Source organism: Brachybacterium sillae, assembly GCF_025028335.1.
GTDB classification, from domain to species: Bacteria; Actinomycetota; Actinomycetes; order Actinomycetales; family Dermabacteraceae; genus Brachybacterium; species Brachybacterium sillae.
This window is the reverse complement of record NZ_JAFEUW010000001.1, coordinates 1,559,768-1,584,537: the sequence shown is the minus strand read 5'-3', so window position 1 is coordinate 1,584,537 and position 24,770 is coordinate 1,559,768. Positions and strand designations below refer to the sequence as shown.

The following is a 24,770-nucleotide window of genomic DNA, read 5'->3' as shown; positions in this document are numbered from 1 at the left end:
CCCCGACGGCCGTCGGCACCCGCCGCGGCCCCGACGCCCCGGGAGAGGCCATGCCGATCTTCGAGAGGACCCGCCACCGCCACACCAGCGCCGCCCCTCAGCAGGTGCTGCCGCTGCTGCAGGACTTCCATGAGTGGGAGACGTGGTCCCTGTGGGAGGGGGTGGACCCGCAGCTGCGCCGCGAGTACTCCGGTCCGGAGCGCGGCACGGGTGCCCGCTACGCCTGGTCGGGCAACAAGAAGGCCGGTGCGGGGTCGATGGAGGTGGTGCGCGCCGACGACCACGGCATCGCGGTGGATCTGCGCTTCACCAAGCCGTTCCGTGCTCACAACGATGTGCGGGTGGATGTGGTCGAGGCCCGCGACGGCGGCAGCGACCTGTTCTGGACGATGACGGGGGAGCAGAACGTCCTGGTGACGTTGCTGTTCCGCGTGATGCGCATGGAGAAGGCCCTGGCCCGCGACTTCGACCGAGGCCTGGCGCAGCCCGCGGCCGAGGCGGAGAAGGGCGCCGCCGCGCGCTGAGGCCCCCGCCCGCGGAGCATTCCGCGCACTCTGCCCCCCCGCGCCCCGGGCATGGGCAGAAGTCCCCATGGTCCTGCCGCGCTCCCCTGGCTAGGGTCGAGCGCATGGCCGAGATCGACGTGGAGGATCGCCGGGCCGCAGCCCAGCTCGACACCCAGCCCCGCCTGTCGCGGTTGCCCGGGCCCAGCCGCCTGGTGCGACTGCCGCAGGCCGCGTGGGATGCCATCGCCGCGAACCGCGCCAGCGAGACGACCCTCCCGCCGGAGGTGTTGCAGGCCCTGCACCGGGCGGGGTTCGTCGAGGACTCCGGCATGCCGTCGGCCGACTGGGATCTTGTGCTGCGCGGCGCCTCCCGCTCCGCGGTTCGGCTCGACCTGGTCGCCGTGCATGGCCAGACGGCGTGGCGCACCGCCGTCCATGTGCTCGGCCGGGATCTCGTGGTCGTCGACCAGGTGCACACGGTCCACTCCCGGGGCGGGCAGATCGAGCTGGGGGTGCCCTCCCCGGCGGTGACCGTCGGCGTGGCCCGCCTCGACCACCTCAGTGCTGTTCTGGCGACGCTGCTGCCGCTGGTCCCGGCCTTGCAGGGCGCGGTCGACGGCGCCGGCAGCGACGGTGCCGCCGACATTCCCTCGGTGGATCCCCTCGCCGTGGCGCAGGCCCACCTGATGGTCACCAGCGCCCCGGCCGGCCGGCCGCCGTTGGCTCTGTCGACCTCCTGGTACGCCGTCGGCCCGGACGGCACCCGCCTGCTGACCCTCCGTCCCGGCGACGCCCCCGCCGATCACCCCGGGGCAGCCACCAGCGGTGGGACTGGTGCTGCCCCCGCCGCCGACCCGGTCGTGGTGCATCCGGCAGAGCTGTATGGCCTGGTGCGCGCTCAGCTCGCCTCCGCCCTGCAGCACGCCGAGACCGCTCAGGAGGAGGCGCGATGACCTTCCTCGGGATGGACCCGCAGCAGGTCCTCGCCCATGCGGACACGCTGGACCGCTGCGCGCGACGTCTGGATGATCTGCTGGGTGCGCTGGAGACCACCGTCCGCTCCGTGACCTGGACCGGGCCCGACGCCGACAGTTTCCGCGAGACGTGGAGCGCCACCCAGGCCCGGGCCCGTCAGGCCGGGGTCGACGGCCTCCACGCCCGGGCGCTGCTCCTGCAGCGCGAGTCCGACGAGCAGGAGTCGACCTCGGCGACGCTCACCGGCGGGGCCATCGTGGCCGGTCCTGCGGGGCCGGATCTGCGCGATGGCCTCTTCGCCGCACCTGACCGCGACGGCTCCACCCTCCCGGACGTCTGGGCGTTCCTGCGGGGGGCCGATCCGGTCGTCGATGTGGCGCCGATGGCGGACCTCTCCCTGCCCGAGCACACCCGGGACGCCACCGACCTGTGGGCCGGCTTCGGGGAGTACGGCGCCGAGCTCCGCGAGAACCTCGTCGAGACCCGTGAATCCCTCGGAGGTTTGCTGGAGCTCGGTCGTGATGCCGTGATCGACGGACGCTGGACCGAGCTCGCGGAGGTGATCGGTAGCGGCGCCGATGTCACCGGGGACCTGCTCACCACGGGGATCCATGCCCTCACCGGATGGTCGCCGCACCTGATGGACGACGGCACCGGGGTGGCGTCGCCGCCCGAGCTCTTCGACGGTTTCGGTGGTGAGAACCGGATGAGCGCCCCCGGCTCCGTGGGCGACCTGATCTGGAACACGACCGTCACCGGCCGCAGCCCCGATCCGGCGATCTCCCTCAGTGTGGTGGGCGACCCGGCCGCCCCGCAGGCGGTGATCGTCAACATCCCCGGGACGAAGACCTGGAGCGTGAGCGGTGGCGAGAACCCCTTCGACCTGGGCAGCAACCTGTCGCTGATCAGCCCGCAGGCCTCCTCAGCCGCCTCCGAGGCGGTGGCCCACGCCGTCGACCAGCTGTATGCGCAGCACAACATCCCCGGCGACACCCCCATGATGCTGCAGGGGCATTCGCAGGGCGGCATGATCGCCACCGCGCTCGCCGCCGACGAGGACTTCACCGGGAAGTACGCCGTGCAGGACGTCCTCACCTACGGCTCACCCGTGCAGACCTTCGAGGTCATCGAAGGCCGGCAGCTCAACCTCCAGTTCCAGGACGACGCGATCGCGCACCTCGACGTGGACGGCCCGTGGCTGGACCTCGACGGGTCCTGGCGGAAGCCGGAGGTCACCGGGAACGCCACCACCGTCACCTTCGACGGCGGCTGGCAGGGCGGGGCGATCGAGACCCACCGGGACACCCACTACCTGGAGGTGGCCGCCGCCGATCCCGACGTGCAGCGGTACGCCGAGCAGCACTTCCGCTCGTACTTCGCCGACGGCGCCGAGGTGCGGCACTTCCTCTCGGAGATCCGCCGGGAGCAGTGACCGCCGCCCTGCCCGGTCCCGGGTGCGGACGCGTCGCTGTCGACCGGCGGCGGCCCCTCAGCGAGGAGCTGTGAGCTCCGCCGCCCGCACAAGGGCGCGCAGCAGCACATCGGCCGACATGAGTGCAGTGCGGGCCGCCGCCCGCACCAGCCGCGGGTCGTCGGCCCGGATCGCCGCCGGGCCGTGCGCACTGAGCATTCGCAGCACATGCCGCACCACCGCCCGGCGGGTATCGAGCAGGCTGTGTCCGACGCCCGCGACGGGCACCAGGTGACCGTGCGGCGCGAGCCGCGCGACCTCCCGGGCGACCGACCGGGGAGTGCGCAGATCGCGCTCACCGGAGAGCACCACCACCGGCACCGTCAGACCCCGCAGCATCTCCCGCAGGTCGTATGGTTCGCCGACGAAAGCCGGGAAGGACTGCGCCACCTTCTGGAACGCGGTCGCGGCATCGAAGGGCAGGCCGTCGGGCTCCGGTGCGTAGTTCAGCTCCCGGAACGCGATCGTGCCGACCAGGTCGAACTCCAGGACGAACGGCAGCACCCGGCGGGTGTCGAGGGTGCTCCACCGCAGGATCCGCCGCCACACGCGCTCGCCGCGCCCGGACGCCCGCAGCGCCAGCAGCCGCTGCAGCACCTCGGGGCCGCTGACCTCGTACAGCAGGCGTGCCACTGGTTCGGCCTCCGCCAGCGGCACCCGTCCCGACTCCACCAGGGAGCGCACGGTGGCGCGGGAGGCGGTGCGGGAGGTGCCGCTGCCGTCCCACAGCACCGCCCGTTCCGTGGCCCGCACCGCCTCATGGTCCCGGGCCGAGAGGATCACCGAGTCCAGCACCAGGGCCGACACCCGCTCCGGGTGGACGGCGGCGACGGCCTGCACCACGTAGCTGCCGTACGACACCCCGTACAGCACCGCCCGGTCCACGCGCTCGGCGTCCAGCACGGCGACCACGTCGTCGACCACATCGGCGATCCACAGATCCTCCGCGCCGAGATCGCGGCCCGCGGTGTCGCAGCGGGACAGGCCGACGCCGCGATGCTCGATCATCAGCAGGTCGACGCCCTCACGTCGCGCCCACCGCATCAGATCCGCGTACGGCACGACGGAGCCGATGCCCGGTCCGCCCGGCACCACCACGATGGTCGGCCGTCCCGGTACCGGACCGGAGCGCACCACCGCCAGGGGCAGGGTGCCACCGGAGCGCAGGGGCCGTTCGACGCTGCGGACACGGTGGCGGTGGCGCAGCTGCGCGGCACGGCGGGATCGGCGCATGGAGGTGACGCTACCGGCCGCGGCGGCGGGGTCGTCCACGTCAGGGCGCACACTGGGCGGGTGACGTGGTTCGACGGGCTCGACCCGATGCTGTTCGCTCGCACCCTGGTGGGGATCGCCGCCATGGTCGCGGTGGTGATGCTGCTGCTGCGCTGGGCGGGGGTGCACCTCGGTGTGCAACCGGTGACGGCGGTGGCCCGCGCCATCGGTCAGCTGGGCCTCGCCTCGGTGATCCTCTCGGGTGCCCTGAGCATGCCGTGGTTGATCGCAGCGGTGCTGCTGCTGATGCTCCTCACGGCCTCCGGCACCTCCGCCGGGCGGCTGCGGGGACTTCCGGGCGGCCGCGAGGCGGCGGTGCTGGGCGTCGTCACCGGGGGAGTCGTCGCCACCTCCGCGGTCCTGGCCCTCGGGGTGATGCCGCTGACCTCCCGGAACGTGCTGGCGATCGGCGGGATCATCATCGGCAACGCCATGACCGCCGCGACCCTCGCCGGCCGGCACTTCCGCACCCTCGCCCGGGAACGGTCCGGGGAGGTCGAGGCGTGGTGGGGGCTCGGCGCAACCAGCCCCATCGCCTACGCGCAGGTGGCGCGGGAGGCCGTCACCGACGCGATGATCCCGAACCTCGACCAGACCCGCTCCACCGGGGTGGTGACGCTTCCCGGGGCGTTCATCGGCGCTTTGTTCGGCGGCGCGAGCCCCCTGGAGGCGGCCCGTTTCCAGGTCGTGGTGCTCACGGCGATCATGCTCGCCCAGACGGTCACGGCGCTGACCGTCACCCGGCGACTGTCCCGCATGACCCGCCTGCCCGCGGAGGGCTGATCGCGGCGGCGCGGCGCCTCGGGGTCGACGCGCCGCGCCCCCTCAGAAGCTCGCGCGCAGGGTGGTGATCATGAACGGACGCATCTCCAGCGTGATCTCCTCGGTGTCGGCCGCGGCCGCCCGATGCCCCAGCGGCATGCCCTCGCGCAGTGGACGCTCCAGCAGATCCACCACCTCCAGGCGCCGCGCCCCGGGCACCCGCACGGTGGTGCGCTCCCGTCGGCCCGCACCCTCGTAGAGCCGCACCACCAGGTCACCGGAGCGGTCCTCGGCGAGCTTCACCGTCTGCACGCGGGCGGCACCCTCCAGAACCTGCGCCACCGGTTCCACGGCGGCCCCGGCCGGAAGCGTCCGCGCGGCCAGGTTCAGGGCCTCACCCAGGTCGATCGCCTCGTCGATGCCCGCGTCGGGACGGATCGCATACCGCAGCCGGTAGCGGCCCTCATCGGCGCTCCAAGCCGAGGTCGAGAGTCTCCTGACCAGCATTGAGCTTGTCCCGGCCGGCCCTCATCAAAACAGCGAGCTCAGCCTCGGTATGCGCGGACCCGAGGTGCTCAAGGATCTTGTTCCGCCGACCCTCCTTAGCGACCACCTGCACGGCAGTCGCGCCAGACGCCGTGGTCACCTTCCTCAGAAACGGGCTCACAACCCCCGACCCTACCCCCAATTAGTGACCCATCCAGCCACCCTGGAAACCCCACGACCAGCAGAAACGCTACTGAAATCCCTCAAACCAGACCCAAGAGGTCCAACTCAGGTCGGAGGACCCGACCCCAGAGCAGACGCAGCGAGCTGAGAAGGAGGAGCGCGCGGAGTAAGGAGCGCCTGCGCACCCTGCACCGCACGTTCTCGGACGACCCGGACTTCCCGGTGCGCGCCGCCCACCACGGAGACGACCTCGCCTCACCGATGGGCACCCCCGATGAGCCGATCCCGGACACCGGACAGTTCCTGGCGGTCGAGCCTGACTTGGACCTCTTTAGTGTGTCACTCGCTGAAGGACGTGTCGGGCGTCGTCGGTGAGTTCGGGGCTCGCGGTGATCTTTTGCCCGGCGATGGTGATAGTGACGTCCTGGAGGGGACGGAGTGTCCGGATGATCCGGCGGATGCTGAACCCGGTCGCTGCTTGGAGGTGTCTGGCGATCGCCAGGGCCGTGAACACGATGGTGAGGTGGGCTTCGATCGCGTCACGGGTGCGGTGGAACATGGGCCTGGCCTGCAGGTCTGTCTTGCTCATCCGGAATGACTGCTCGACATGCCAGAGGTCGTGATAGCTGGAGACCACCTCCGCCGCCGGCATCGTGGCGGCAGGAATGTTCGTGACGTAGCCCTTCAGCCCGACCAGACTTCGTGCCCGCTCGAGCGAGGCCGTATCGAGGGATCGGCCGCTCGCGGTGGTCTTCACGAATCTGGTCGACTTCACCGACGCGTCCCCGTCGATCACGGCTCGGGCCCGGTTCTCCTGCGCGGTGAGGGTGTGATTGTCGCGGGTGGCACGCTTGGTGCGGTAGCTCCAGATGGCACGCCAGTGCCCGGGATGCTCCTGTGCGTCCCAGACCGGCTCCTTGCGGCGCTTCGTCGTGGAGGGTTTCGTGTTCCCGTGGCGGGGCGTGATGGTGTCGATCAGCTGCCCGTCCGTGAACGCGTCCCCGTTCCCATGGAAGTGATTGGCCAGGTCACCCGGGGCTTTCGCCTGTCGTGAACCGACGATGAACTTCAGGTCCGCTTCGTCGAGCTCGCGCAGGTTGGCCGCCGAGAGCATCCCGGCGTCCGCGACCACGACCATGTCAGCGAGGTCGTTCCGGGCCTGGAACTGGCGGATGATCGGGACGATCGTGCGGGTCTCAGCATGGGGTTCCCCTCGAAGCAGCCGATCTCCAGCGGGAACCCGCCCCGGTCCACGAGCAGGCCGACCACGATCTGCGGATCCACGCGGCGTTCCTTCGAGTAGCCGACCTTCCTCAGCGCATCCTCGTTCTCCGCCTCGAAATAGAGCGTCGTAACGTCGTAGAGCACCAGCGAGATGTCGCCGCTGGTCGCGGCATGCTCGAAGCACCTCGTCGCGATCTGGCCGCGGTAGTCGTTCGTGGCGATCCGGGCCAGGCAGCGTTTCATCGTCGAGCGATGCACCGGGTCGATCCCGACCTCCGCCAGCACTCTGGCGGAGTCGCTCATCGAGGTCGGCTCGATCAGGCGTGCGGCGACGAGCTGGAAGAATGCCTCATCACCGATCGCCGTGAACCCCAGCGCCGCCCACGCGGACTGCAGAGTCTCCAGCAGCAGCCGGGACTGCTTCGACGTGATCGTCGCGGGGCTCGTCGACGTTGCTGTCCCCAGGTCGAGGACGCCCTGACCAGCGTTGATCTTCTCCCGACCCGCCTCCATCAGGCCGGCGAGCTCGGCTTCGGTATGAGCCGACCCGAGATGCTCCAGGACCACATCCCGACGGTTCCGCCGCTCAGCAATCTGCACAGCCGTCGCCCCCGACGCCGTCCTCACCTCCCGCAGGAACACCACCCGCTTAGTGTGTCACTCCAGGCAGGCGCGAAGTGCTCACCAGCACCGATACACCCAAAACCCGCGTCGATACCCCAGAGAGGTCCAAGTCAGGACACCGGACAGTTCCTGGCGGTCGAGGAGCGGCGCAGCGAGGGCGATGGGGGAGCGGGGAGTGGGCCCGCCGGCGGTGGATCGCACCGCGCCGACTGAGGCACAGGTGAGGAGGGCCTGGACCTTCGCCCTGTCCGTTCGTCCAGTTCGCAGGCGTCAGCGAGTGGTACGGGCGGCTGCGACCACGACGTCGGTGCCGTCGGACGAGATCAGCACCGTGTAGGTGGCGTTCGGATCCCTGGGGTTGGAGCCGCTTTCCCAGCGCATTCCCGTGTGCACCTCCTCCGGCGCTATGCGCGGGGAGATGGGGGCCCCGTCCTCACTGACGGGGAGGCCGTTCGTACCTTCCCCGAAGGCATCGGCCATCCACGTCTGCACCGTCTCGGCGCTGCCCGTGAAGGTGACTCGCAGACTCCATTCGAGGAGTTCGGTGTTGACGATTCCTTCGCTGAGAGTCAGTTCTGCGTCGGGGACAGGCAGGCCCACAGCGGTGAGTGCTTCTTCAGGAGTACTGGGCTTGCTTGTCATAGCCGTGGTCTTCTCACTCTTCGGATCGGAAATGCTGCAGGCCGTCAGCAGTGACGGTGGAACCAAGCTCAGAGCCCCGATGAGGGCGATTCGACGTCTCATGGCCCTGTCGTCCTTCTTGCGGTCGATCCGTGAAGAAGGAACTCCTTGGCAAGACCCGCTCGATGCAGCTCGGCGAGCTGCTGATCCGTGACGGTCGGGTCGAACGGTCCCGGCAAGTCGATAACTGTGGACTTGGATCCGTCCCAGTTGTACTGGTCACGGTAGTGGAGTGTGGTGTCCATTTCGAATCTCCATTCGGGATGATTGGCATCCGGTGGATAAACGGTGACCTGCCCATGCATGGAATAGTTTCCAGATCCGGTGGCGTAGTACCAGTTGCGGGATGCCGCTTCCACGCCGGGCCAGCCTGTTTGTACGGGAAATGTCACTGGACCCTCGATGCCGGATGTCTTGGCCCTCTCGATCGCCGCCAATCCGATGCTTCGTTCTCTCGACTGTATGGCAGTGCGGATCTCGGACTCGTCCTCCAGATATGCGTCGAGATCCATTTGCTTGTCCGCGCCAGAGTTGCTAAGGAAGTGAAGAAGGTTGTCCGAGGCGTCGGGCCAGGTCGATGACATGACGGTCGCGGCCAATGTTGCGGCCTCATGGGATGCGTGGTCGGCAATAGTTGCATCCTCACTGGACCAGTCGCCGGCGCCGGGATCAACAGGATGCCATTCCGTCATCCCCGGGTCATTTGCAGTTGTGCCTGGCACTGGGTCGCCGAGACCGTCAGGGAGTCCGGATCCCAGTGGCCCGTCGGGGGGCCCGACTTCACTTCCATCGCCACGACGGTCATGCGCACGACCACCCTCGCGCCCCGCCCTGCTCGGTGTCTCCGGTCTTGGTGAAGCCGGGGGAGGGAGATGGGTCTGCACGCCCACGGGGTCAGAGGCCGCAGAGGCGCCGTCCTGTTCATCCGCATGAGCATCGGCTTCGCCGGCCAGGGTGCTGAACCTGGACGTCACGTCGATGAGGACAGGGAGAACGTCGGTGCGGACCGCGATTCGGAAGCTGTCACCGTCTGGCCCTTTCCAGATCGGGTCGCATTGGGCTGCCAGCTCCAGAATCGATCGAGTTCGCTCCAGCGCCTCTTGCCGGTCACGGAGGAGCTGAGCGAAGCGTCGAACGGCTTCCGGATCGCTCCCCAGAAATGACGACATGCCCCGGCCTTCCTCCTGGCGATCTCTACGTCGTAGAAGTATAGCCTCGATCTTTCATCGGGCTGGTGAGCGGTCGCGTTCGGCGTCGTTGCCGGTGTTCAGCTGCTGATTGTGGCATTCGGGTATGACAGATCGTCGCAGTGTCCGTTGCGGGCGGTCGGGTTCCACTCCCGAGAAGAGATGCTGCTGGTCGGTGGGACGGGCGGCCTTGCCGGATCAGGTCTGCGCGACGGCAGTGCGGAGCCGGTTGACGCCAGTCAGGACGGTGCGGGCTTCGGGAGCGTGCTGGGCGAGGTGGAGGAGGTTGTGCCGGCTGCGGCGCACGAGGGTCGCGGGGATCTCGAACAACCGCGCGCGGAGCCGTTTGGGCTCCCACTTCCGTGCATCATGGCCGGTCAGCGCGACGGTCTGCATCCAGGCGACGAGCTCGCTGGCGAGCTGGACGATCTGGCACCAGAGCTGATTCTGCGCGAAGCCCTGCAGCGGGAACTTCATCAAGCCCAGGTCCTTGGCGTTACGGATCCGGTCCTCGCAGCGCGCCCGGCGACGGTGCCGCAGCTCCAAGACCGGGAGCTGGCCGCGCGGGGAGTTGGTCGCGAACGCGGTGATGCGCATCCCCTCGTGATCGGTGATCCGCAGCTGCGCCCCAGGATGAGGACGTTCCTTCCGCACGATCACCCGCATCCCGGGCGGCCAACCCTGAAGATCCAGCAGCCCGGTCAGCTCCGCCACCCATGCCCCCTCGCGGATCCCGTCGGTATCGGTGTCATAGGCCGGAGTCCACGCCTCCGCCTCATCGATACGTTCCAGCAGGTCAGGAGTGTTCGCAGGGAGAGTGAACCCGACCGAGTAGGCCAGACGCTGCCGCTGGAGCCAGGCCAGGAAGTCCTTGGTGCCGCCGGCTCCGTCGGTGCGGATCAGGATCTTCTTCGACCCCCGCCCGCCCCGGGCCAGCAGGCCCGCAGGCAGCTGCGCGAGAGCCTGCCGGGTGACGGTGATGTGATCAGCGGCGGTGTTCGAGCCGGCGTTGCCGGGGCGCAGGTGGATCGCCAGTGGTTCCCCGGTCCCTTCGCTGCCGTGGTCCAGGAACGCGCACAACGGGTGGTATCCGAAGCCGCGTTTGAACGTCGGTGCGGCCTGCTCCTTCTCGCTGTGGACGTTGATCAGGGTGGCGTCGAGGTCGACGACCAGCGGGTTCTTCGCACTGACCCCCACAGTCGGGGAATGGTCTCCGGCGAGGGTCCAGGCTCTTTCACGCGCGGCCCGGCGGGCTTGGGAGATCGCCTCGATCACGGTGGGCGCGTCCTGGGCGAGGGTGGTGAGCGTGCGGGAGATCGTCGGGGTCGAGGCGACATCACCGAACAGGCCCGGCTCGCACCGCAGCAGATCAGTATCCGAAGCATGCTCCCCGCCGCTTATGGTGACCAGCGACGCGCACTCCGGGTTGAAGCACGCGATCAAAGCCGTGCTGCCCGGCGCGTCATGGCAGCGCTGCCGGGTCCATTTCGCCCGCAACATCACCCAGATGCTGGGCTCTGCGCGCTCCAAGCCCGTCAACGCCCTGGTCTCCACGATCTTCGTCCAGACCAGCCCGGAGACCGTCAGGGAGACGTATCAGCAGGTCACTGCCTCGCTCGAGAACTCCTTCCCCCAGGTCGCGGCGATGCTGAAGGACGCCGAAGCAGACCTGACCGCGTTCGCTGCGTTTCCGATCGAGCACTGGCGCAAGATCTGGTCGACTCCCCCGCAAGCGGGAGGTGCCCCCACCCCATCGAGCGTGTGAACCGCGAAATCAAGCGCCGCGCGGACGTGGTCCAGATCTTCCCTAACCGAGACTCCGCCACCCGTCTCGTCGGCGCTGTTCTCCAGGACCAGCACGAGGAATGGCAGTACGGCGAGCGTCGCTACATCAGTGACATCTCCCTACGCCGCCTCGCCGACATACTCACCACCGACACCCCCGAGACCGCCAGCCGGCTCCTCATGACCGCCTGACCCAAAAGCCACCACTCAAAGGGACTTGACCGACAGCTGCCCGTTGTACGTGTCGACCGGCGGGAAGTGGGCGAACTGCACCGTCCCGTCGATGCCCTCCCACCAGAAGGTGTGGTGCGGGAACCGGGAGTACTGGTTCCACGACACCTTCTGCGTGAGGAAATCCTCCTGCCCCGCGAGCGCGCAGATCTGCGGCAGCGCCGCCGAGTACCCGAAGGAATCCGGCCGCCACGTCTGCGTGGTCTCCACCCCGAACTCCCGCAGGAAGAACGACTTGCCGTGCAGGAACCGACGGGCCATCGCCTCACTGCCGGGCATGTTCGTGTCGGACTCCGCCCACATGCCGCCCACCGGGATGAACCGGCCCGCCGCCACCAGCGCCCGGATCCGCTCGAACAACTCCGGGTAGTCGTCGCGGATCCACTGGTACTGCTGCGCCGAGGAGCAGGAGAAGTTCAGATGCTCGTACCGTTCCAGCAGCCAGCACACGTTCGCGAAGGTGCGGGCGCACTTGCGTTTCGTCTCCCGCACCGGCCACAGCCATGCGGAGTCGATGTGGGTGTGACCGGTGGCGATTACCGTCATCGCCGAGGCGTGCGCGGGTTTGGCCAGCTCCGGGGCGAGCTCGGCGCGGGCCGCGGCGGCGGTGCCATGGAGGTCATCGACGTCGGCCGCATCCAGCGCCCGTTCGATCGCCCGCAGCAGATCGGCCCGGCGCAGGGACTCCTCCGGCAGCGACCGCATCAGCCCGCCGAGGGCCCGCAGGTCCTGCTCCAGCTCCCACACCACCCGCGAGCGCCACGCCAGGTGCAGCCGGGTGATCCGGTAGATCGGGTCATCGCCGGCGCTCTCCCACTCACCCAGCTGCGTGGGCGCGAACGACCAGTCCCCGGCGACGTTCGGGTTCGCCGCGCATTCGATGAACAGGTCGACGGGGTCATCAGCGGGCAGCGTCAGGTACTGGTTGAACGGGTTGATCGCCTTGACGATGTGCCCCTGCGGCGTCCACACCAGCGCCTCCGCCTGGAACCCCGGCATGTTGGAGAACGACAGGTCCAGCTGCAGTTCGACGTCGGTGGTGTCGTCGGAGGTCCAGTGGGCGGGGGCGGTGCCGGTGACGTGCAGCCACATCGTCGACCACGGCCGGCCCCACGCGTGGCCCTCGGTCACGGGGGTGAACTCCTGGGTGATCGCCTCGGTGAACGGCACCGGCTCCCCGGGGGCCTCCCAGGCGCCGATCGTCAACGGCGCGGTGGCCAGGTGACGCCGCCGCGGGAGCGACTCCCCGAGGAAGCGCTGGAGGCGGCCTTCGCTGGTGCTGCGGTTGTCGTGCACGGTGGGCTCCTGGGGACGTGCGGGGAGGGGATGAGGCTCGGCATCCATGCCATCACGACCGTGACCGGCAGCACATCCCCGTCGGTCCCGGGGCCGGGCCGAAGGTCCCACGGGGCGTCCGGGCCGATGCCCTACCCTCGCCCCCATGTCCAAGAACGACCATGTCTCCTCCGGCGCCCCCGCCAAACTCGACAAGGCCGCGTACGAGGCCGAGCTGGAGCGCCTTCAGGCCGAGCTCGTCGCCATGCAGCAGTGGGTGATCGAGAACGGTGAGCGCGTGGCGCTGATCTTCGAGGGCCGCGACGCCGCGGGCAAGGGATCCGCCATCAAGCGCATCACCCAGTACCTCAACCCGCGACACGCCCGCATCGTCGCCCTGCCCGCTCCGACTGAGCGCGAGCAGACCCAGTGGTACTTCCAGCGGTACATCCAGCATCTGCCGGCCGCCGGGGAGATCGTCATCTTCGACCGCTCCTGGTACAACCGCGCCGGCGTGGAGCGCGTGATGGGTTTCTGCACCGACGCCCAGTACCACCGCTTCCTGCGGCAGGCGCCGGAGTTCGAGCGGATGCTGGTCGAGGACGGCATCCGCTTGATCAAGTACTGGTTCTCCGTCTCCGACGAGGAACAGGAAGCCCGCTTCCGCTCCCGCGCGAACGACCCCATGCGCCGGTGGAAGCTGTCGCCGATGGACGTGCAGTCGATCTCCCGCTGGGAGGATTACTCGCGCGCCAAGGACGCCATGTTCGCCGCGACCGACACCCCGTGGGCCCGCTGGTACACCGTCGAGAGCGAGGACAAGAAGCGCTCCCGGATCAACGTCATCCACGACATCCTGTCGCGGGTGCCGTGGGAGTACGTGGCGCCGCAGGACATCGAGATCCCGCAGCGTCCGCCGAGCGAGGGCTACGAGCGCCCGGACCGCTCCGACTACGTGTACGTGGCCGATGTGGCCTCCGCCCTGGAGAAGGACGCCGTGGCCCGGCGTGTGGGCAAGGGCGGCAAGAGGACGAAGAGCGCCAAGGGTACGAAGTCGGCCAAGAGTGCGAAGAGCACCAAGGCTGCCACGGGCGAGAAGGCCACCAAGAGTGCCAAGAACGCCGGCAAGGGGGCGAAGGCGACCACCGCGAAGGCCGCGAAGCCGAAGCGCTCGACGGGTGATTCGTCCGGCGCGGGCGAGGCGAGCGGGGCGACCGAGACCGCCTGAGCACCAAGAACACCTGAGCGCGGCGGCGGGGGCCTTACCCCTTGGCCCTCACTCCCGCCGCAGGTCGGCCGCGGTGGGGCAGGGGATCTCGGGGTCGAAGGGGATCATCGGTCGGGCGATGCGTGCGTGTCCCAGGCGGTGCAGGTCCTGGTCCACGCCGCCGGGGGTCAGCGCGAGCAGCCAGTCGGCGGCGGCGTCGTACTGTTCGGGTTGGAGGTACCCCATCTTCACCACCACCGCGTCGGCACCGCGCATGCGGAGGCCCAGACGCGCGAACATCTCCTCGGTGGCGTACTGCGCCCCGCGGGACGTGACCACCACCGTCAGCCCCGTCTCGGTCTGCGCCTCTGTGCTCTCGTGCAGCACCCGCAGTGCGACCGCGCGTCCGGTGTCGGGGGAGTCATCGCAGGCCACCACCCGGGCCGACGGTGTCCTCTCGGTGCAGTGACCCTGCATGCCGGTTCCGGGCCGGTGCCCTGGAGGGACATCGCGTCGTGTCACCCGTCGGTGTGGACGGTGCCTGGAGAAACGAGGACCCGAGATGACGGTGGCCGCTCTGGTGGTGGCAGTGCTGGCGGTGGCGCTCGCCGTGGTCGCCCTGCCCATGGCCCGCCGCGCCACCGTCCGCGCGAACGAAGCGGAGGAGCGTGCCGACGAGGCCGCCCGTCTGGCAGAGTGATGCCGCGCGTTGGCGACCAGTGCGCCGTGCGGGAACGCCAGCGCCGTCACGCCCGCCACCCGGGACGACCCCGCTGAGGACCCGGCCCCGAACTTCACCCGCGCCACCGCGGCCCAAGGTCGCGGCCTGAGCCCGGTGGGCGGTCAGGCCACCGAGGCGCGACCGATACCCGCCCGCCAGGCTGACCGGCACGAGGTGGAGGAGCGCCGGGCCGCCGCCCCTTCTCGACACCCCGCATCATTCCCCCGCCGTCCCCGGTGACACGGCTCCCCGCCCGCCGTACGATGACGCCGACAGCGGCAGCGGACTGCAGTGACGCAGGAGCGCAGCGCGGTCGCCCTTTCCTTCGCCGCCCTGGGGAACGGCAGCCGTCGGGGCCCGCAGCCGCGGCCGCCCACACGCTGAACCGGCCCGGGGCCCCACCTCGGGAGCGGCTATGCACCAGATCACCCTCACCCGCCGCCACGCCCTGTCCGCACTGCTCGCGGGCGGCGCCGTCGCCGCCACCGGCTCTGCCCTCGCACCCGGGGCCCAGGCCGTCGGGATCTTCTCCGATGTTCCGGCCTCCACCCTGTTCTTCGCGGAGATCCAGTGGATGCACGACCAGGGGATCTCCACCGGCTGGACCGTCGGGGATCGCCTCCAGTACCGCCCGGCGGAGTATGTGCACCGCGACGCGATGGCGGCGTTCTTCTACCGGCTCGCGGGCGAGCCCCCGTTCGCGGCGCCGCGCACCTCCCCGTTCCGCGACATCCGTCCGGGGCAGATGTTCTACAAGGAGATCACCTGGATGGCCGACTGGGGCATCTCCACCGGGTGGCCCGACGGCAGTTCCGTCCGCTGGCGAACGTCAACCGCGACGCCATGGCCGCGTTCCTGTACCGCCTGGCCGGCTCCCCGTCGTATCGTCTCCCGTCCACCTCCCGGTTCCGCGATGTGCCGCTGAGGAGCCAGTTCGCGAAGGAGATCCACTGGCTGGCCTCCACCGGTATCACCACCGGCTGGCCCGACGGCACCTTCCGTCCTGTCACCCCCGTCACCCGTGAGGCCATGGCGGCGTTCCTCTACCGCTTCTGGCACAAGGTGCTGCTGGGGATGCCGACCGACGGCGGACGGCGCCCCTACGGAGGCTGGTTCGCCTTCCGATCGGGATTGTCCGTGAGCGTCTCCGCGCCGCAGCCGTACACGCCGTCGTCGACCGCCGCCGGTCACGAGGGGTACCCGGCAGCGGTGGTCACCACCGTCACCCTGCGCAACGACACCGGGGGTGCCATCAGCCCGTTCGATATCTGGGTGAGCGCCGATTCCGCGTCGCAGGAGGCGTCGGAGATCTTCGATATGGACCGGGGCATCGACGGCCCTCCGGACATCTCCATCGCCCCCGGTTCCTCCGCATCCTGGAAGGTCGCCTTCGGGGTGGACGATGCGCGGGATGTCGTGGTCCGAATCAAGGTCTTCACCAGTGACTTCGGCACGGCGTACTTCGCCTCCTGAGACCCGCGGGCTCCTGGGGTCCGTCAACGCTCCCGACCATCTGGAAGTCGGGAGCGTTGACGGCCCCCCCGGGGGGTCTTACCGTGAAACGCACCACTGAGTAGGAAACGCCCTCCGACCTGCACTGACAGCGGGGTTGGGGGGTGTTTCCCGGTTCGCCCCGCGTGCGACCGTCCGTCGTCTCAGGCCTGGGATTCCGGACCGCCTCGAACGGTCGTGGCGCGCGGGCCCTGCCTCGAGGAGGACGCATGACTGGCTCCACCCCCTTCCCCCGTCCCCCGGCCCCGCAGCCCGGTGCCTCCCGGCGCCTGGTGCTCGGCGGCCTCGCCGGGCTCCCGCTGTTGGCCGCCTGCGGTGGAGGGACGAACTCCGCCGACCAGGCGCAGCAGAACGCTCCCGAGGTGGAGGAGGCCGCTCTCCCGGCATACACGGAGAACACCACCGCCCCGACCCCGGACATCCCCGGGAAGGACGGCTCGACCCCCGGGTACACCAGCTACCCGGCGGAGCGCCCCACCACGGTGGAGAAGAAGCCCGGCACCGGTCAGACTTTCACCGCCATGGTCCCCACCTGGAGTGGCGTGAAGGACGACCTCGACAACGACTACACCCGCACGCTGTTCGAGGCCCTCGGATCGACCCTGCAGTTCCAGATGACCACCGGCAACGATTACCGCGACAAGCAGGCCGCGGTGTTCGCCTCCCCGAAGGACGTCGCCGACTGGGTGGGCGTGTTCGGGTGGAACCCGCCGGCGCGGTTCGACCAGGCCGTCGAGGCGCTGTTCCAGGACCTCACCCCGTTCCTGGCGGGCGACAAGATCAACCGCTGGAAGAACCTTGCGAACCTGCCGACCGACGCCTGGCGCTTCGGCATCTTCCACGGCAAGCTGTACGGCCTGCCGGTGCCCGGTGAGGCCGTGACTGACGCGATCTTCCACCGCCCCGACCTGTTCGGCGCCGCCGGGGTGGAGGCCCCGACCACCGCCGAGGAGTTCCTGGAGGTGTGCAAGGCGCTGACCAACCCCGACCAGAACCGTTGGGCGACCAACGACATGGGGGTCGGTGCCCCGAATCTGATCTTCGGCGCCCCGCCGGACTGGCGGGTCAAGGACGGCGCCCTGCAGTACCGGTGGGAGACCCCGGAGTACCGGGCGGCGCTGGAGTTCCAGCGGGAGCTGTACGCCAAGAAGTACGTGCACCCGGAGGCCGCTGCCGACGCCGGCGACTCCAAGCAGCGTTTCGAGTCCGGTCAGGTGGCGCTGCACTACGACGGTATCGGCGCCTGGACGGAGATGCGCAAGCGGGTGCGCGAGAGCAACCCGCAGTTCGACATGGCGCCGCTGTCGGGCCTGTCGGCCGGGGACGCGAAGCCGCTGCGGTACCGCGGTGCCCCCGCCAACTTCTTCTCCTTCCTAAAGAAGAGCGACGACACCGCCCGGATCGAAGAGCTGCTCGGCATCGCCGACTACCTGGCCGCCCCGTTCGGCACCGCCGAATGGGAGCTGGTGAACTTCGGCAAGGAGGGTGTGCACTTCACCCGCGACGACAAGGGCGTGCCGGTGCCCACCGACGCGCTGGGCGAACAGCACCCCGGTGTGCTCGGCACCCTGGTCACCGGCCCGGTCGCGAAGTTCGACGCCACCGACCCGGAGCACGTGAAGGCGTACTGCGAGTGGATGCAGGGCGAGATGGCGTACGTCGTCGACGGCCCGTTCTACGGGCACCAGGTGGTGCGACCGGTCGAATACGCCACGCTCGACCAGCCGATGTACGACCTGGAGAAGGACGTCGCCCGCGGCCGCCGCACCATGGAGGACTTCGACAAGGCCGTCACCACCTGGAAGAACTCCGGGGGTGACCGCATGCGCGAGCATTACCAGGCCGTTCTCGACGAGATCGGCCAGTGAGCGCGCGCTCTTCTCACGACGCCCCGGAGCCGACCCGCCCCCACGGGTCGGCCCCGGCGGCGTCGGCCCCGGCGGCGTCGGCCCCGTCCCCAGCCGCGGCGCGCCGCCCGTCGGCCCCGCTGCGTCGCCGCGTGCCCCTGCGGGTGCGGCTGCGTCGGGACGCACCGCTGCTGTGGATGGTGCTGCCCGCAGCCCTGCTGCTGCTGGTGTTCCAGTACGTGCCGATGCTCGGCAACGTTATCGCCTGGCAGTCGTACTCCCCGTACACCGGCATCACCGGGAGCCCCTGGATCGGGTGGGCCAACTTCCAGCGGGTGTTCACCACCCCCACGTTCTGGGAGGCACTGCGCAACACCCTCGCCATCACGGCGTTCCAGCTGGTCTTCTACTTCCCGGTGCCCATCGCCCTGGCGCTGCTGCTGAACTCGGTGCTGTCCCCGTGGCTGCGCACCACCATCCAGTCGATCGTCTACCTGCCACATTTCTTCTCGTGGGTGCTGGTGGTGACGATCTTCCAGCAGCTGCTGGGGGGCGCCGGGCTGCTGAACCGGGTGCTGCGGGACATCGGTGCCCAGCCGATCGACATCATGACCAACCCCGACACCTTCCTGTTCCTGGTCACCAGCCAGGCGGTGTGGAAGGACGCCGGGTGGGGGATGATCGTCTTCCTCGCGGCGCTCTCCACCATCGACCCCTCGCACTACGAGGCCGCCGCGGTGGACGGCGCCAACCGCTGGCAGCGCATGTGGCACATCACCCTGCCGGCACTGCGGCCCGTGATCGTGCTGCTGCTGATCCTGCGCCTGGGCGACGCCCTCACCGTCGGCTTCGAGCAGATGATCCTGCAGCGCGGCGCCGTCGGACCGGCCGCCGCCGAAGTGCTCGACACGTACGTCTACTACCAGGGCGTGCTCGGCGGTGACTGGTCCTATGCGGCCGCGGCCGGGCTGCTCAAGGGTGTCGTGTCGCTGCTGCTGGTGCTCGGGGCGAACAAGCTCGCCCACATGGCCGGTGAGGCCGGGGTCTACCAGAGGGAGGGGCGATGAGCACACCCGCGAACGATCCGGAGGCCCTCGCAGCCGCCGAGACCGCCCGCCGCGGCGCCGGCACTGCCGACCGCAGCGGTGATCCCGCCGGGCGGCGCGGTGATCCCACCCGCCGGGGCACCGGGCGCTCCCGCCGCGGCGCCCGGGTCCGTGCCCAGCGCCCCATCTGGCAGGAGGCACCGCCGCTGCCGGAGCGCCTGGGCCGGGGTCTTGTGCTGCTGCTGGTGGCCCTCGCGGTGCTGCTGCCGCTGTACACGGTGGTGCTGACGTCGTTCTCCACCGAGGCGACGATCCAGCGCGCCGGCGGCATGGTGCTGATCCCCGGAGAGCTGACGCTGTCGGCGTATCGCAGCGTGCTCGGCGGGGGAGTGGTGACCCGCTCCGTGCTGGTGAGCCTCGCCGTGACGGCCGCCGGCACGGTGCTGTCGACGGCGGTGTCGGTGCTGGCGGCGTACGGGCTGTCGCGCACCGGGACCGTGCTGCACCGGCCGCTGCTCGGCTTCTTCCTGGTCACGCTGTTCTTCTCCGCCGGTCTGATCCCGACCTACCTGGTGGTCTCGAACCTCGGGCTGATCGACAGCTATCTCGCGCTGATCCTCCCGGGGGCGGTGTCGGCCTTCAACATCCTCATCCTGCGGTCCTTCTTCCAGGGCCTTGACCAGGGGATTCTCGAGGCAGCGCGGATCGACGGCGCCAGCGAGCTGCGGATCCTGCTCACGATCGTGCTGCCGATGTCCACCGCCGTCATCGCCGTCGTGGCGCTGTTCTACGGCGTGGGGTACTGGAACTCGTTCTTCAACGCCATGCTGTACCTGCAGGACAGTGGCAAATGGCCCCTGCAGATGGTGCTGAGGAGCTACGTGCTGGAGGGGGTGCAGCTGCCCGGATCGGAGCTCATGCCGGCCGGTGTGAACGGCGCCCAGCGTCCCGCGAGTCTCGCCGTGAAGATGGCGATCGTGGTGCTGGCGCTGGTGCCGATCCTGCTGGTGTACCCCTTCGTGCAGCGGCACTTCACCCAGGGCGTGCTCATCGGCGCCGTGAAGGGCTGACCGACCGATCCCGATCCTGTCCATCCCCGTCGACCGATCCCGATCCGAGACGTGATCCCCATGACCTACCCCGCCCCCCAGCCCGGCCGTCGGCCCCGTGTCGTGCCGTTCCCGATCCTTCTGCCCGGCTGCTGCGGCTGCGGTGGCGTCGTCGTCGGCGCGCTGCTGATCGGGGGCTCCCTCTTCGGGGCGTTCGCCCCGGCCGACCACGCCCCCGAGGCGCAGGCCCCGGCCGGTGTGGAGCAGGTGCAGACCCAGCCCTGATCCCGCGTCCGCCGGGCGCGCGTGACGACGGCCTGGTGGGGGCCCTCCATGCCCCACGGGGCCCGGTGGGGATCCCCCATGCCCCACGGGGCCCGTGATGTGCCCTGTCCGTTCCATGTTCGGGAACGGACAGGGCACATCAAGTGGAGGCGCAGGGGGCCCGGAGATCCTCGGGCCTGGGGTAGCATCGAGGAACCGAGGAACGCCCGCGCCACGGCATCCCGAGGGTCCGCCCCGCGGGGCCCGCGCCGCGCCCGTTCCGTTCCGTCCCTGCCCCTCCCCAGGAGCCTCCTCCATGTCACCCCTGCGTCTCGACGCGCAATGGATCGACTATCTGATCATCGCGCTCTACTTCCTGTTCGTCCTCGGTGTGGGGTGGTGGGCCAAGCGGGGGGTGTCGAACTCGATCGAGTTCTTCCTGTCCGGGCGGTCCCTGCCCGCGTGGGTCACGGGCCTGGCCTTCATCGCCGCGAACCTCGGCGCCGTCGAGATCATGGGCATGAGCGCCACCGGCGCCCAGTACGGCTTCCCGACGATGCACTACTTCTGGGTGGGTGCGGTGCCGGCCATGCTGTTCCTCGGCGTGGTGATGATGCCCTTCTACTACGGGTCGAAGGTCCGCAGCGTCCCCGAGTTCATGCGGATGCGTTTCGGCACCGGCGCCCACCTGGTGAACGCCCTCTCCTTCGCGGTGGCGCAGCTGCTGATCGCGGGCGTGAACCTGTCGCTGCTGGCAACGATCGTGAATCGGCTGCTCGGCTGGCCCTTCTGGGTGGGCCTGGTGGTCGCCGCGGCCTTCGTGCTGTTCTACATCAGCGCCGGCGGCCTCACCGCGGCGATCTACAACGAGGTGCTGCAGTTCTTCGTGATCGTGGCGGCGCTGCTGCCGCTCACCCTCATCGGCCTGCACAAGATCGGCGGCTGGAGCGGCTTCACCGAGGCGGTGCGCGGGGACGGCATGCTCGGCGCCGAGCAGCTGCACACCTGGCCCGGCCAGCAGCTCTCCGGGTTCGACAACCCGGTGCTGTCGGTGATCGGCATCGTCTTCGGCCTCGGGTTCGTGCTGAGCTTCGGCTACTGGACCACGAACTTCGTGGAGGTGCAGCGGGCGATGGCCTCGAAGTCCATCACCGCCGCGCGGATGACGCCGATCATCGGTGCCTTCCCGAAGATGTTCATCCCCTTCATCGTGATCGTGCCCGGCATGATCGCGGCCCTGCTGGTGAGCGAGATGCGCCAGTTCAAGCAGCTCACCATGACGGGGGACACCGCCGGTGCCGCCGCCACCGGGGTGCAGTACAACGACGCGCTGCTCCTGCTCATGCGCGACGTGCTGCCCAACGGCCTGCTGGGTGTGGCGATCGCCGGACTGCTCGCGGCGTTCATGGCGGGCATGGCCGCGAACGTCTCCGCCTTCAACACCGTCGTCAGCTATGACCTGTACCAGCAGTACGTGAAGCCGGGGATGCCCGACGACCACTACACGCGCGTGGGTCGGGTCGCGACGGTCGTCGCCTCCGTGGTCGCGATCTTCACCGCGCTGATCGCCAGCTCGTTCAGCAACGTCATGGACTACCTGCAGACGCTGTTCGGGTTCTTCAACGCCCCGCTGTTCGCCACGTTCATCCTGGGTATGTTCTGGCGTCGCATGACGCCGACGGCGGGCTGGGCGGGCCTGGTGGCCGGCACCCTGTCGGCCGTGGCGCTGTGGGCGTCCTCCGAGTTCCTGGGCGCGTTCACCCTGCCCGGGCAGGGTCTCGCCTTCGTGGCCGCCTCCACGGCCTTCGTGGTGGACATCGTGGTGTCGGTGCTGGTGACGCTGGTGACGCGTCCGAAGCCCGCCCATGAGCTGAAGGGGCTGGTGTACTCCGAGACCCCGAAGACCGACCTGGTGGACCCGGAGGAGGCGGACCTGCCGATCTGGCGGCGCCCGGTGCCGATGGCCGCGCTGGGTCTGGTGCTCGTCATCCTGCTGAACGTGGTGTTCGCATGAGCCGCGACACCACGCATCGTGCTGACATGAACCGCGGCGACATGAATCCCGCCGAGCCGAGGAGGGCCGACATGACCGGAAGCCGCACCGTGCAGGGCGGGGGCCACGAGTCCGCCCACGGGACCGCCCCCGAGAGCGCCCCCGTGGCCGCCTCGGAGACTGCCTCCGGGACCACCCCCGGGACAGCCCATGTGGAGAACGTCGGGGCCTTCGACATCCGCCGTTTCATCGGCGCCCTGATCGGCCTGTTCGGCCTGCTGCTGACTCTCATGGGCCTGTTCGCGCACTCCGCGGCCGACCTGGAGAAGACCGGGGGCGTGAACGCGAACCTGTGGGCGGGTCTGGCGATGCTCGCGGTCGCGGTGGCGTTCGAGGTGTGGGCGCGGGTGGACCCGATCCGCATCGTGGTGCAGGACAACGACGAGGGCGCCGAGGTGCCCAAGGACATCGCCCCGGTCGACTGACGGCGTTCCCGCGGGAACGTTTCTCGAGGCCGCGTCGCTCCGCCCGGGCCGTGACGTGCGGCGTCAGATCCACTCTCTGGAACGGACGTGGCACGTCACGGAGGCGGGGCCCGCTCCGGTCCGGCGCCGCGGCCCGCTCAGCCCCACCGGGCGTTCGTGAGCACCGGAACCTCCCGACGCGCGCGGGCCACGAGCTCCGGGTCGAGGTCCGCGATCAGCAGCTGCGGTGCCTCACCGGCCTCGGCCACCACCGTGCCGTACGGGTCCACCACGAGAGATCCTCCGACACCGGTCGGTGCGCCCTCCACCGCGTCGACACCTGACATCGCGGGCACCGCTTGGCCGCAGCCCAGCACGTAGCTGGTCGAGTCCGCGGCCCGGGCGCGGCACAGCAGTCGCCACTGTTCGGCCTTGCCGGGGCCCGGGGCCCAGGAGGCCGCCACGGCGATCGCCTGCGCACCCGCCCGTGCCAGACCCAGGAACAGCGGCGGGAAACGCACGTCGTAGCAGGTGGCAAGCCCCAGCTCGAGACCACGGGCCCGGGTGCGGAGAAGCGTGTCCCCGGCCTCGATGGTGTCGGACTCCCGGTACCCGTGCGCGTCGTAGAGGTGGATCTTGTCGTACCCCCGCACCTCGACCCCGTCGGTGACCAGCAACGTGTTGCGCACCCGCGGTCGCTCCTCCCCACCGGTCGCCGCCTCGGTCCCCGGTGTGAACATCCCCGCCACGATCGTCAGACCCAGCTCCGCGGCGGTCTCCCGCACTGCGCTCGCGAACGGCCCGTCGAGCGGCTGGGCGACGTCCCGCGCGGAATGCCCGAACGCCCGCATCGTCGCCTCCGGGAACACGACCAGCCGTGCCCCCGCCTGCGAGGCCTCAGCCGCGAACTGCCGCACCAGCTCCAGGTTCGCTGCGACATCCGGCCCCGAGCAGATCTGCGCCAGCGCCACCCGCACGGTCATCCCCCGCCCGGCCGTCACGGCACCTTCCAGCCGGCGGCCCGCACCAGCTCGTACCACTCGGGTCGGGTCAGGCGGATGTCCGACCCGGCGGCGGCGTCGGTGACGCGCTGCGGCGTGGTCGTGCCCAGCACCACCTGGATGTTCGCCGGGTGGCGGGTGATCCACGCGACGGCGATGGCCTCCGGCGTCACCTCGTACTGCGCGGCGAGGCGGTTGATGACGGCGTTGAGCTCCGGGTGCTTGTCGCTGCCGAGGAACACGCCGTCGAAGAATCCCGCCTGGAACGGCGACCACGCCTGCACGGTGATGCCGTGCAGGCGGCAGTAGTCGAGCACGCCGCCGCCGTCGAGGGTCACGGCCTGCTGCTCACCGAGCATGTTCGCGGCGATGCCCTGGGTGATGATCGGCGAATGCGTGATCGACAGCTGCAGCTGGTTGGCGACGATCGGCTGGTCGACGCTCGCGCGCAGCAGGTCGATCTGACGCGGGGTGTGGTTGGAGACGCCGAAGTGGAGCACCTTGCCCGCCGCATGCAGCTCGTCGAAGGCCCGCGCGACCTCATCGGGCTCCACCAGGGCATCGGGGCGGTGCAGCAGCAGGATGTCGAGGTAGTCGGTCTCCAGAGCCCGCAGGGAGCCCTCGACGGACTCGATGATGTGCTCGTACGAGAAATCGAAGTAGGGGCCGTCGGGGACGATCCCGCATTTGGTCTGGATGATCCACTGCTCGCGCTCCGAGGGGCTCAGCTGGAGCGCCTGGGCGAATCGCTCCTCGCAGCGGTGCATGGTGCCGCCGTAGATGTCGGCGTGGTCCAGGAAGGTGATGCCGGCGTCGCGGGCTGTGTGCACCAGGGTGCGGATCTCCTCGTCGGACTTCTCGGCGATCCGCATGAGACCCAACACGACGTTCGGCACGTCAAGCTCGGCGCTGGGAAGGGTGAAGGTCTGCATCTCGGCTCCGTGTCAGAGAGGTAGGTAGGGGGTGGGGACGGTGCCGGCGAACCGGTGGCGTCAGCGTAGCCC

The 24,770-nt window shown here is 69.8% G+C and carries 25 protein-coding genes and 3 pseudogenes; 17 read left to right on the top strand and 11 right to left on the bottom strand.

The features are described from left to right. Positions 1–50: 50 nt before the first annotated feature. The 3 genes from JSY14_RS07275 (at position 51) to JSY14_RS07265 (ending at position 2,913) form a co-directional block, all read left to right on the top strand. A complete protein-coding gene (locus tag JSY14_RS07275; protein ID WP_259558098.1) occupies positions 51–524 on the top strand; it encodes an SRPBCC family protein in 474 nt (157 codons plus the stop codon). Positions 525–628: 104 nt separating this feature from the next. Then, positions 629–1,459 carry a hypothetical protein gene (locus JSY14_RS07270; protein WP_259558097.1) on the top strand — a complete coding sequence of 277 codons (831 nt, stop codon included), beginning with the start codon at positions 629–631 and terminating at the stop codon, positions 1,457–1,459. Then, complete coding sequence (locus tag JSY14_RS07265; RefSeq protein ID WP_259558096.1) at positions 1,456–2,913, top strand: WXG100 family type VII secretion target; 1,458 nt, start codon at positions 1,456–1,458, stop codon at positions 2,911–2,913. The genes JSY14_RS07270 and JSY14_RS07265 overlap by 4 nt, the downstream gene beginning before the upstream one ends. A 57-nt stretch (positions 2,914–2,970) precedes the next feature. Here the strand turns inward: JSY14_RS07265 and JSY14_RS07260 are convergent, their stop codons facing one another. Beyond that, positions 2,971–4,185 carry an alpha/beta fold hydrolase gene (locus tag JSY14_RS07260; protein ID WP_259558094.1) on the bottom strand — a complete coding sequence of 405 codons (1,215 nt, stop codon included), beginning with the start codon at positions 4,183–4,185 and terminating at the stop codon, positions 2,971–2,973. Between the two features lie 60 nt (positions 4,186–4,245). Between JSY14_RS07260 and JSY14_RS07255 the strand changes: the two genes are divergently transcribed. Next, on the top strand, positions 4,246–5,007 hold the full coding sequence (locus tag JSY14_RS07255) for an ABC transporter permease (RefSeq protein ID WP_259558093.1): 762 nt from the start codon (positions 4,246–4,248) through the stop codon (positions 5,005–5,007). Positions 5,008–5,049: 42 nt separating this feature from the next. Here the strand turns inward: JSY14_RS07255 and JSY14_RS07250 are convergent, their stop codons facing one another. The 5 genes and pseudogenes from JSY14_RS07250 to JSY14_RS07230 form a co-directional block, all read right to left on the bottom strand. Beyond that, on the bottom strand, positions 5,050–5,493 hold the full coding sequence (locus tag JSY14_RS07250; RefSeq protein WP_259558092.1) for a glycosyl hydrolase-related protein: 444 nt from the start codon (positions 5,491–5,493) through the stop codon (positions 5,050–5,052). Further along, positions 5,459–5,653 (bottom strand): annotated as a pseudogene (locus tag JSY14_RS07245) (IS1634 family transposase); the annotation flags it as partial. The pseudogene JSY14_RS07245 and the gene JSY14_RS07250, both read right to left, overlap by 35 nt. Positions 5,654–5,986: 333 nt before the next feature. Further along, a pseudogene (locus JSY14_RS07240) lies at positions 5,987–7,524 on the bottom strand (IS1634 family transposase). Positions 7,525–7,773: 249 nt separating this feature from the next. Then, on the bottom strand, positions 7,774–8,247 hold the full coding sequence (locus JSY14_RS07235; protein ID WP_204409615.1) for a hypothetical protein: 474 nt from the start codon (positions 8,245–8,247) through the stop codon (positions 7,774–7,776). Further along, positions 8,244–8,876 (bottom strand): hypothetical protein, encoded by a 633-nt coding sequence (locus JSY14_RS07230; RefSeq protein WP_259558090.1) that lies wholly within the window; start codon positions 8,874–8,876, stop codon positions 8,244–8,246. Before JSY14_RS07230 ends, JSY14_RS07235 begins: the two co-directional genes overlap by 4 nt. Before the next feature lie 237 nt (positions 8,877–9,113). On the opposite strand from JSY14_RS07230, the gene JSY14_RS07225 reads away from it, so the two are divergent. Beyond that, positions 9,114–9,347 (top strand): hypothetical protein, encoded by a 234-nt coding sequence (locus tag JSY14_RS07225; protein WP_259558089.1) that lies wholly within the window; start codon positions 9,114–9,116, stop codon positions 9,345–9,347. A 222-nt stretch (positions 9,348–9,569) separates the two neighbouring features. On the opposite strand, the gene JSY14_RS07220 is transcribed toward JSY14_RS07225, so the two are convergent. Beyond that, positions 9,570–10,928 (bottom strand): IS1380 family transposase, encoded by a 1,359-nt coding sequence (locus JSY14_RS07220; protein ID WP_432803652.1) that lies wholly within the window; start codon positions 10,926–10,928, stop codon positions 9,570–9,572. Here JSY14_RS07220 and JSY14_RS12550 point away from each other — a divergent pair. Both JSY14_RS12550 and JSY14_RS12545 read left to right on the top strand, forming a co-directional pair. Continuing rightward, complete coding sequence (locus JSY14_RS12550; RefSeq protein WP_432803651.1) at positions 10,819–11,136, top strand: transposase; 318 nt, start codon at positions 10,819–10,821, stop codon at positions 11,134–11,136. The genes JSY14_RS07220 and JSY14_RS12550 overlap by 110 nt on opposite strands. Then, positions 11,133–11,348 (top strand): transposase, encoded by a 216-nt coding sequence (locus JSY14_RS12545; protein ID WP_432803620.1) that lies wholly within the window; start codon positions 11,133–11,135, stop codon positions 11,346–11,348. The genes JSY14_RS12550 and JSY14_RS12545 overlap by 4 nt, the downstream gene beginning before the upstream one ends. A 15-nt stretch (positions 11,349–11,363) precedes the next feature. Here the strand turns inward: JSY14_RS12545 and JSY14_RS07210 are convergent, their stop codons facing one another. Next, positions 11,364–12,683, bottom strand: coding sequence for a glycoside hydrolase family 38 N-terminal domain-containing protein (locus tag JSY14_RS07210; protein WP_259558088.1), 1,320 nt, complete (start codon positions 12,681–12,683; stop codon positions 11,364–11,366). 145 nt (positions 12,684–12,828) lie between these two features. On the opposite strand from JSY14_RS07210, the pseudogene ppk2 reads away from it, so the two are divergent. Further along, positions 12,829–13,653: pseudogene (ppk2, locus tag JSY14_RS07205) on the top strand (polyphosphate kinase 2); the annotation flags it as partial. Between the two features lie 285 nt (positions 13,654–13,938). Here ppk2 and JSY14_RS07200 read toward each other — a convergent pair. After that, on the bottom strand, positions 13,939–14,346 hold the full coding sequence (locus JSY14_RS07200; RefSeq protein ID WP_432803619.1) for an MlrC C-terminal domain-containing protein: 408 nt from the start codon (positions 14,344–14,346) through the stop codon (positions 13,939–13,941). Positions 14,347–14,431: 85 nt separating this feature from the next. Between JSY14_RS07200 and JSY14_RS07195 the strand changes: the two genes are divergently transcribed. The 9 genes from JSY14_RS07195 (at position 14,432) to JSY14_RS07155 (ending at position 22,786) form a co-directional block, all read left to right on the top strand. Further along, a complete protein-coding gene (locus tag JSY14_RS07195; RefSeq protein ID WP_259558087.1) occupies positions 14,432–14,569 on the top strand; it encodes a hypothetical protein in 138 nt (45 codons plus the stop codon). Between the two features lie 436 nt (positions 14,570–15,005). Next, positions 15,006–15,515: an S-layer homology domain-containing protein gene (locus JSY14_RS07190; protein WP_259558086.1), complete on the top strand. Its 510-nt coding sequence runs from the start codon at positions 15,006–15,008 to the stop codon at positions 15,513–15,515. Beyond that, complete coding sequence (locus JSY14_RS07185; protein WP_259558085.1) at positions 15,434–16,063, top strand: S-layer homology domain-containing protein; 630 nt, start codon at positions 15,434–15,436, stop codon at positions 16,061–16,063. The genes JSY14_RS07190 and JSY14_RS07185 overlap by 82 nt, the downstream gene beginning before the upstream one ends. Positions 16,064–16,311: 248 nt before the next feature. After that, positions 16,312–17,970 (top strand): type 2 periplasmic-binding domain-containing protein, encoded by a 1,659-nt coding sequence (locus JSY14_RS07180; RefSeq protein ID WP_259558084.1) that lies wholly within the window; start codon positions 16,312–16,314, stop codon positions 17,968–17,970. Next, positions 17,967–19,016 (top strand): ABC transporter permease, encoded by a 1,050-nt coding sequence (locus JSY14_RS07175; RefSeq protein ID WP_432803618.1) that lies wholly within the window; start codon positions 17,967–17,969, stop codon positions 19,014–19,016. Before JSY14_RS07180 ends, JSY14_RS07175 begins: the two co-directional genes overlap by 4 nt. After that, positions 19,013–20,065, top strand: coding sequence for a carbohydrate ABC transporter permease (locus JSY14_RS07170; RefSeq protein ID WP_259558083.1), 1,053 nt, complete (start codon positions 19,013–19,015; stop codon positions 20,063–20,065). The genes JSY14_RS07175 and JSY14_RS07170 overlap by 4 nt, the downstream gene beginning before the upstream one ends. Before the next feature lie 60 nt (positions 20,066–20,125). After that, positions 20,126–20,329, top strand: coding sequence for a hypothetical protein (locus JSY14_RS07165; RefSeq protein WP_259558081.1), 204 nt, complete (start codon positions 20,126–20,128; stop codon positions 20,327–20,329). A gap of 295 nt (positions 20,330–20,624) precedes the next feature. After that, positions 20,625–22,322: a sodium:solute symporter family protein gene (locus JSY14_RS07160; protein WP_259558080.1), complete on the top strand. Its 1,698-nt coding sequence runs from the start codon at positions 20,625–20,627 to the stop codon at positions 22,320–22,322. After that, the gene (locus JSY14_RS07155; RefSeq protein ID WP_349773598.1) at positions 22,319–22,786 is read left to right on the top strand and encodes a hypothetical protein; all 468 of its coding nucleotides are present in this window, start codon (positions 22,319–22,321) and stop codon (positions 22,784–22,786) included. Before JSY14_RS07160 ends, JSY14_RS07155 begins: the two co-directional genes overlap by 4 nt. A gap of 137 nt (positions 22,787–22,923) precedes the next feature. Here the strand turns inward: JSY14_RS07155 and JSY14_RS07150 are convergent, their stop codons facing one another. Together JSY14_RS07150 and JSY14_RS07145 are read right to left on the bottom strand one after the other, a co-directional pair. Continuing rightward, positions 22,924–23,742: a carbon-nitrogen hydrolase family protein gene (locus JSY14_RS07150; RefSeq protein ID WP_259559609.1), complete on the bottom strand. Its 819-nt coding sequence runs from the start codon at positions 23,740–23,742 to the stop codon at positions 22,924–22,926. A gap of 20 nt (positions 23,743–23,762) precedes the next feature. Then, positions 23,763–24,698: an aldo/keto reductase gene (locus tag JSY14_RS07145; protein ID WP_259558079.1), complete on the bottom strand. Its 936-nt coding sequence runs from the start codon at positions 24,696–24,698 to the stop codon at positions 23,763–23,765. Positions 24,699–24,770: the final 72 nt, after the last annotated feature.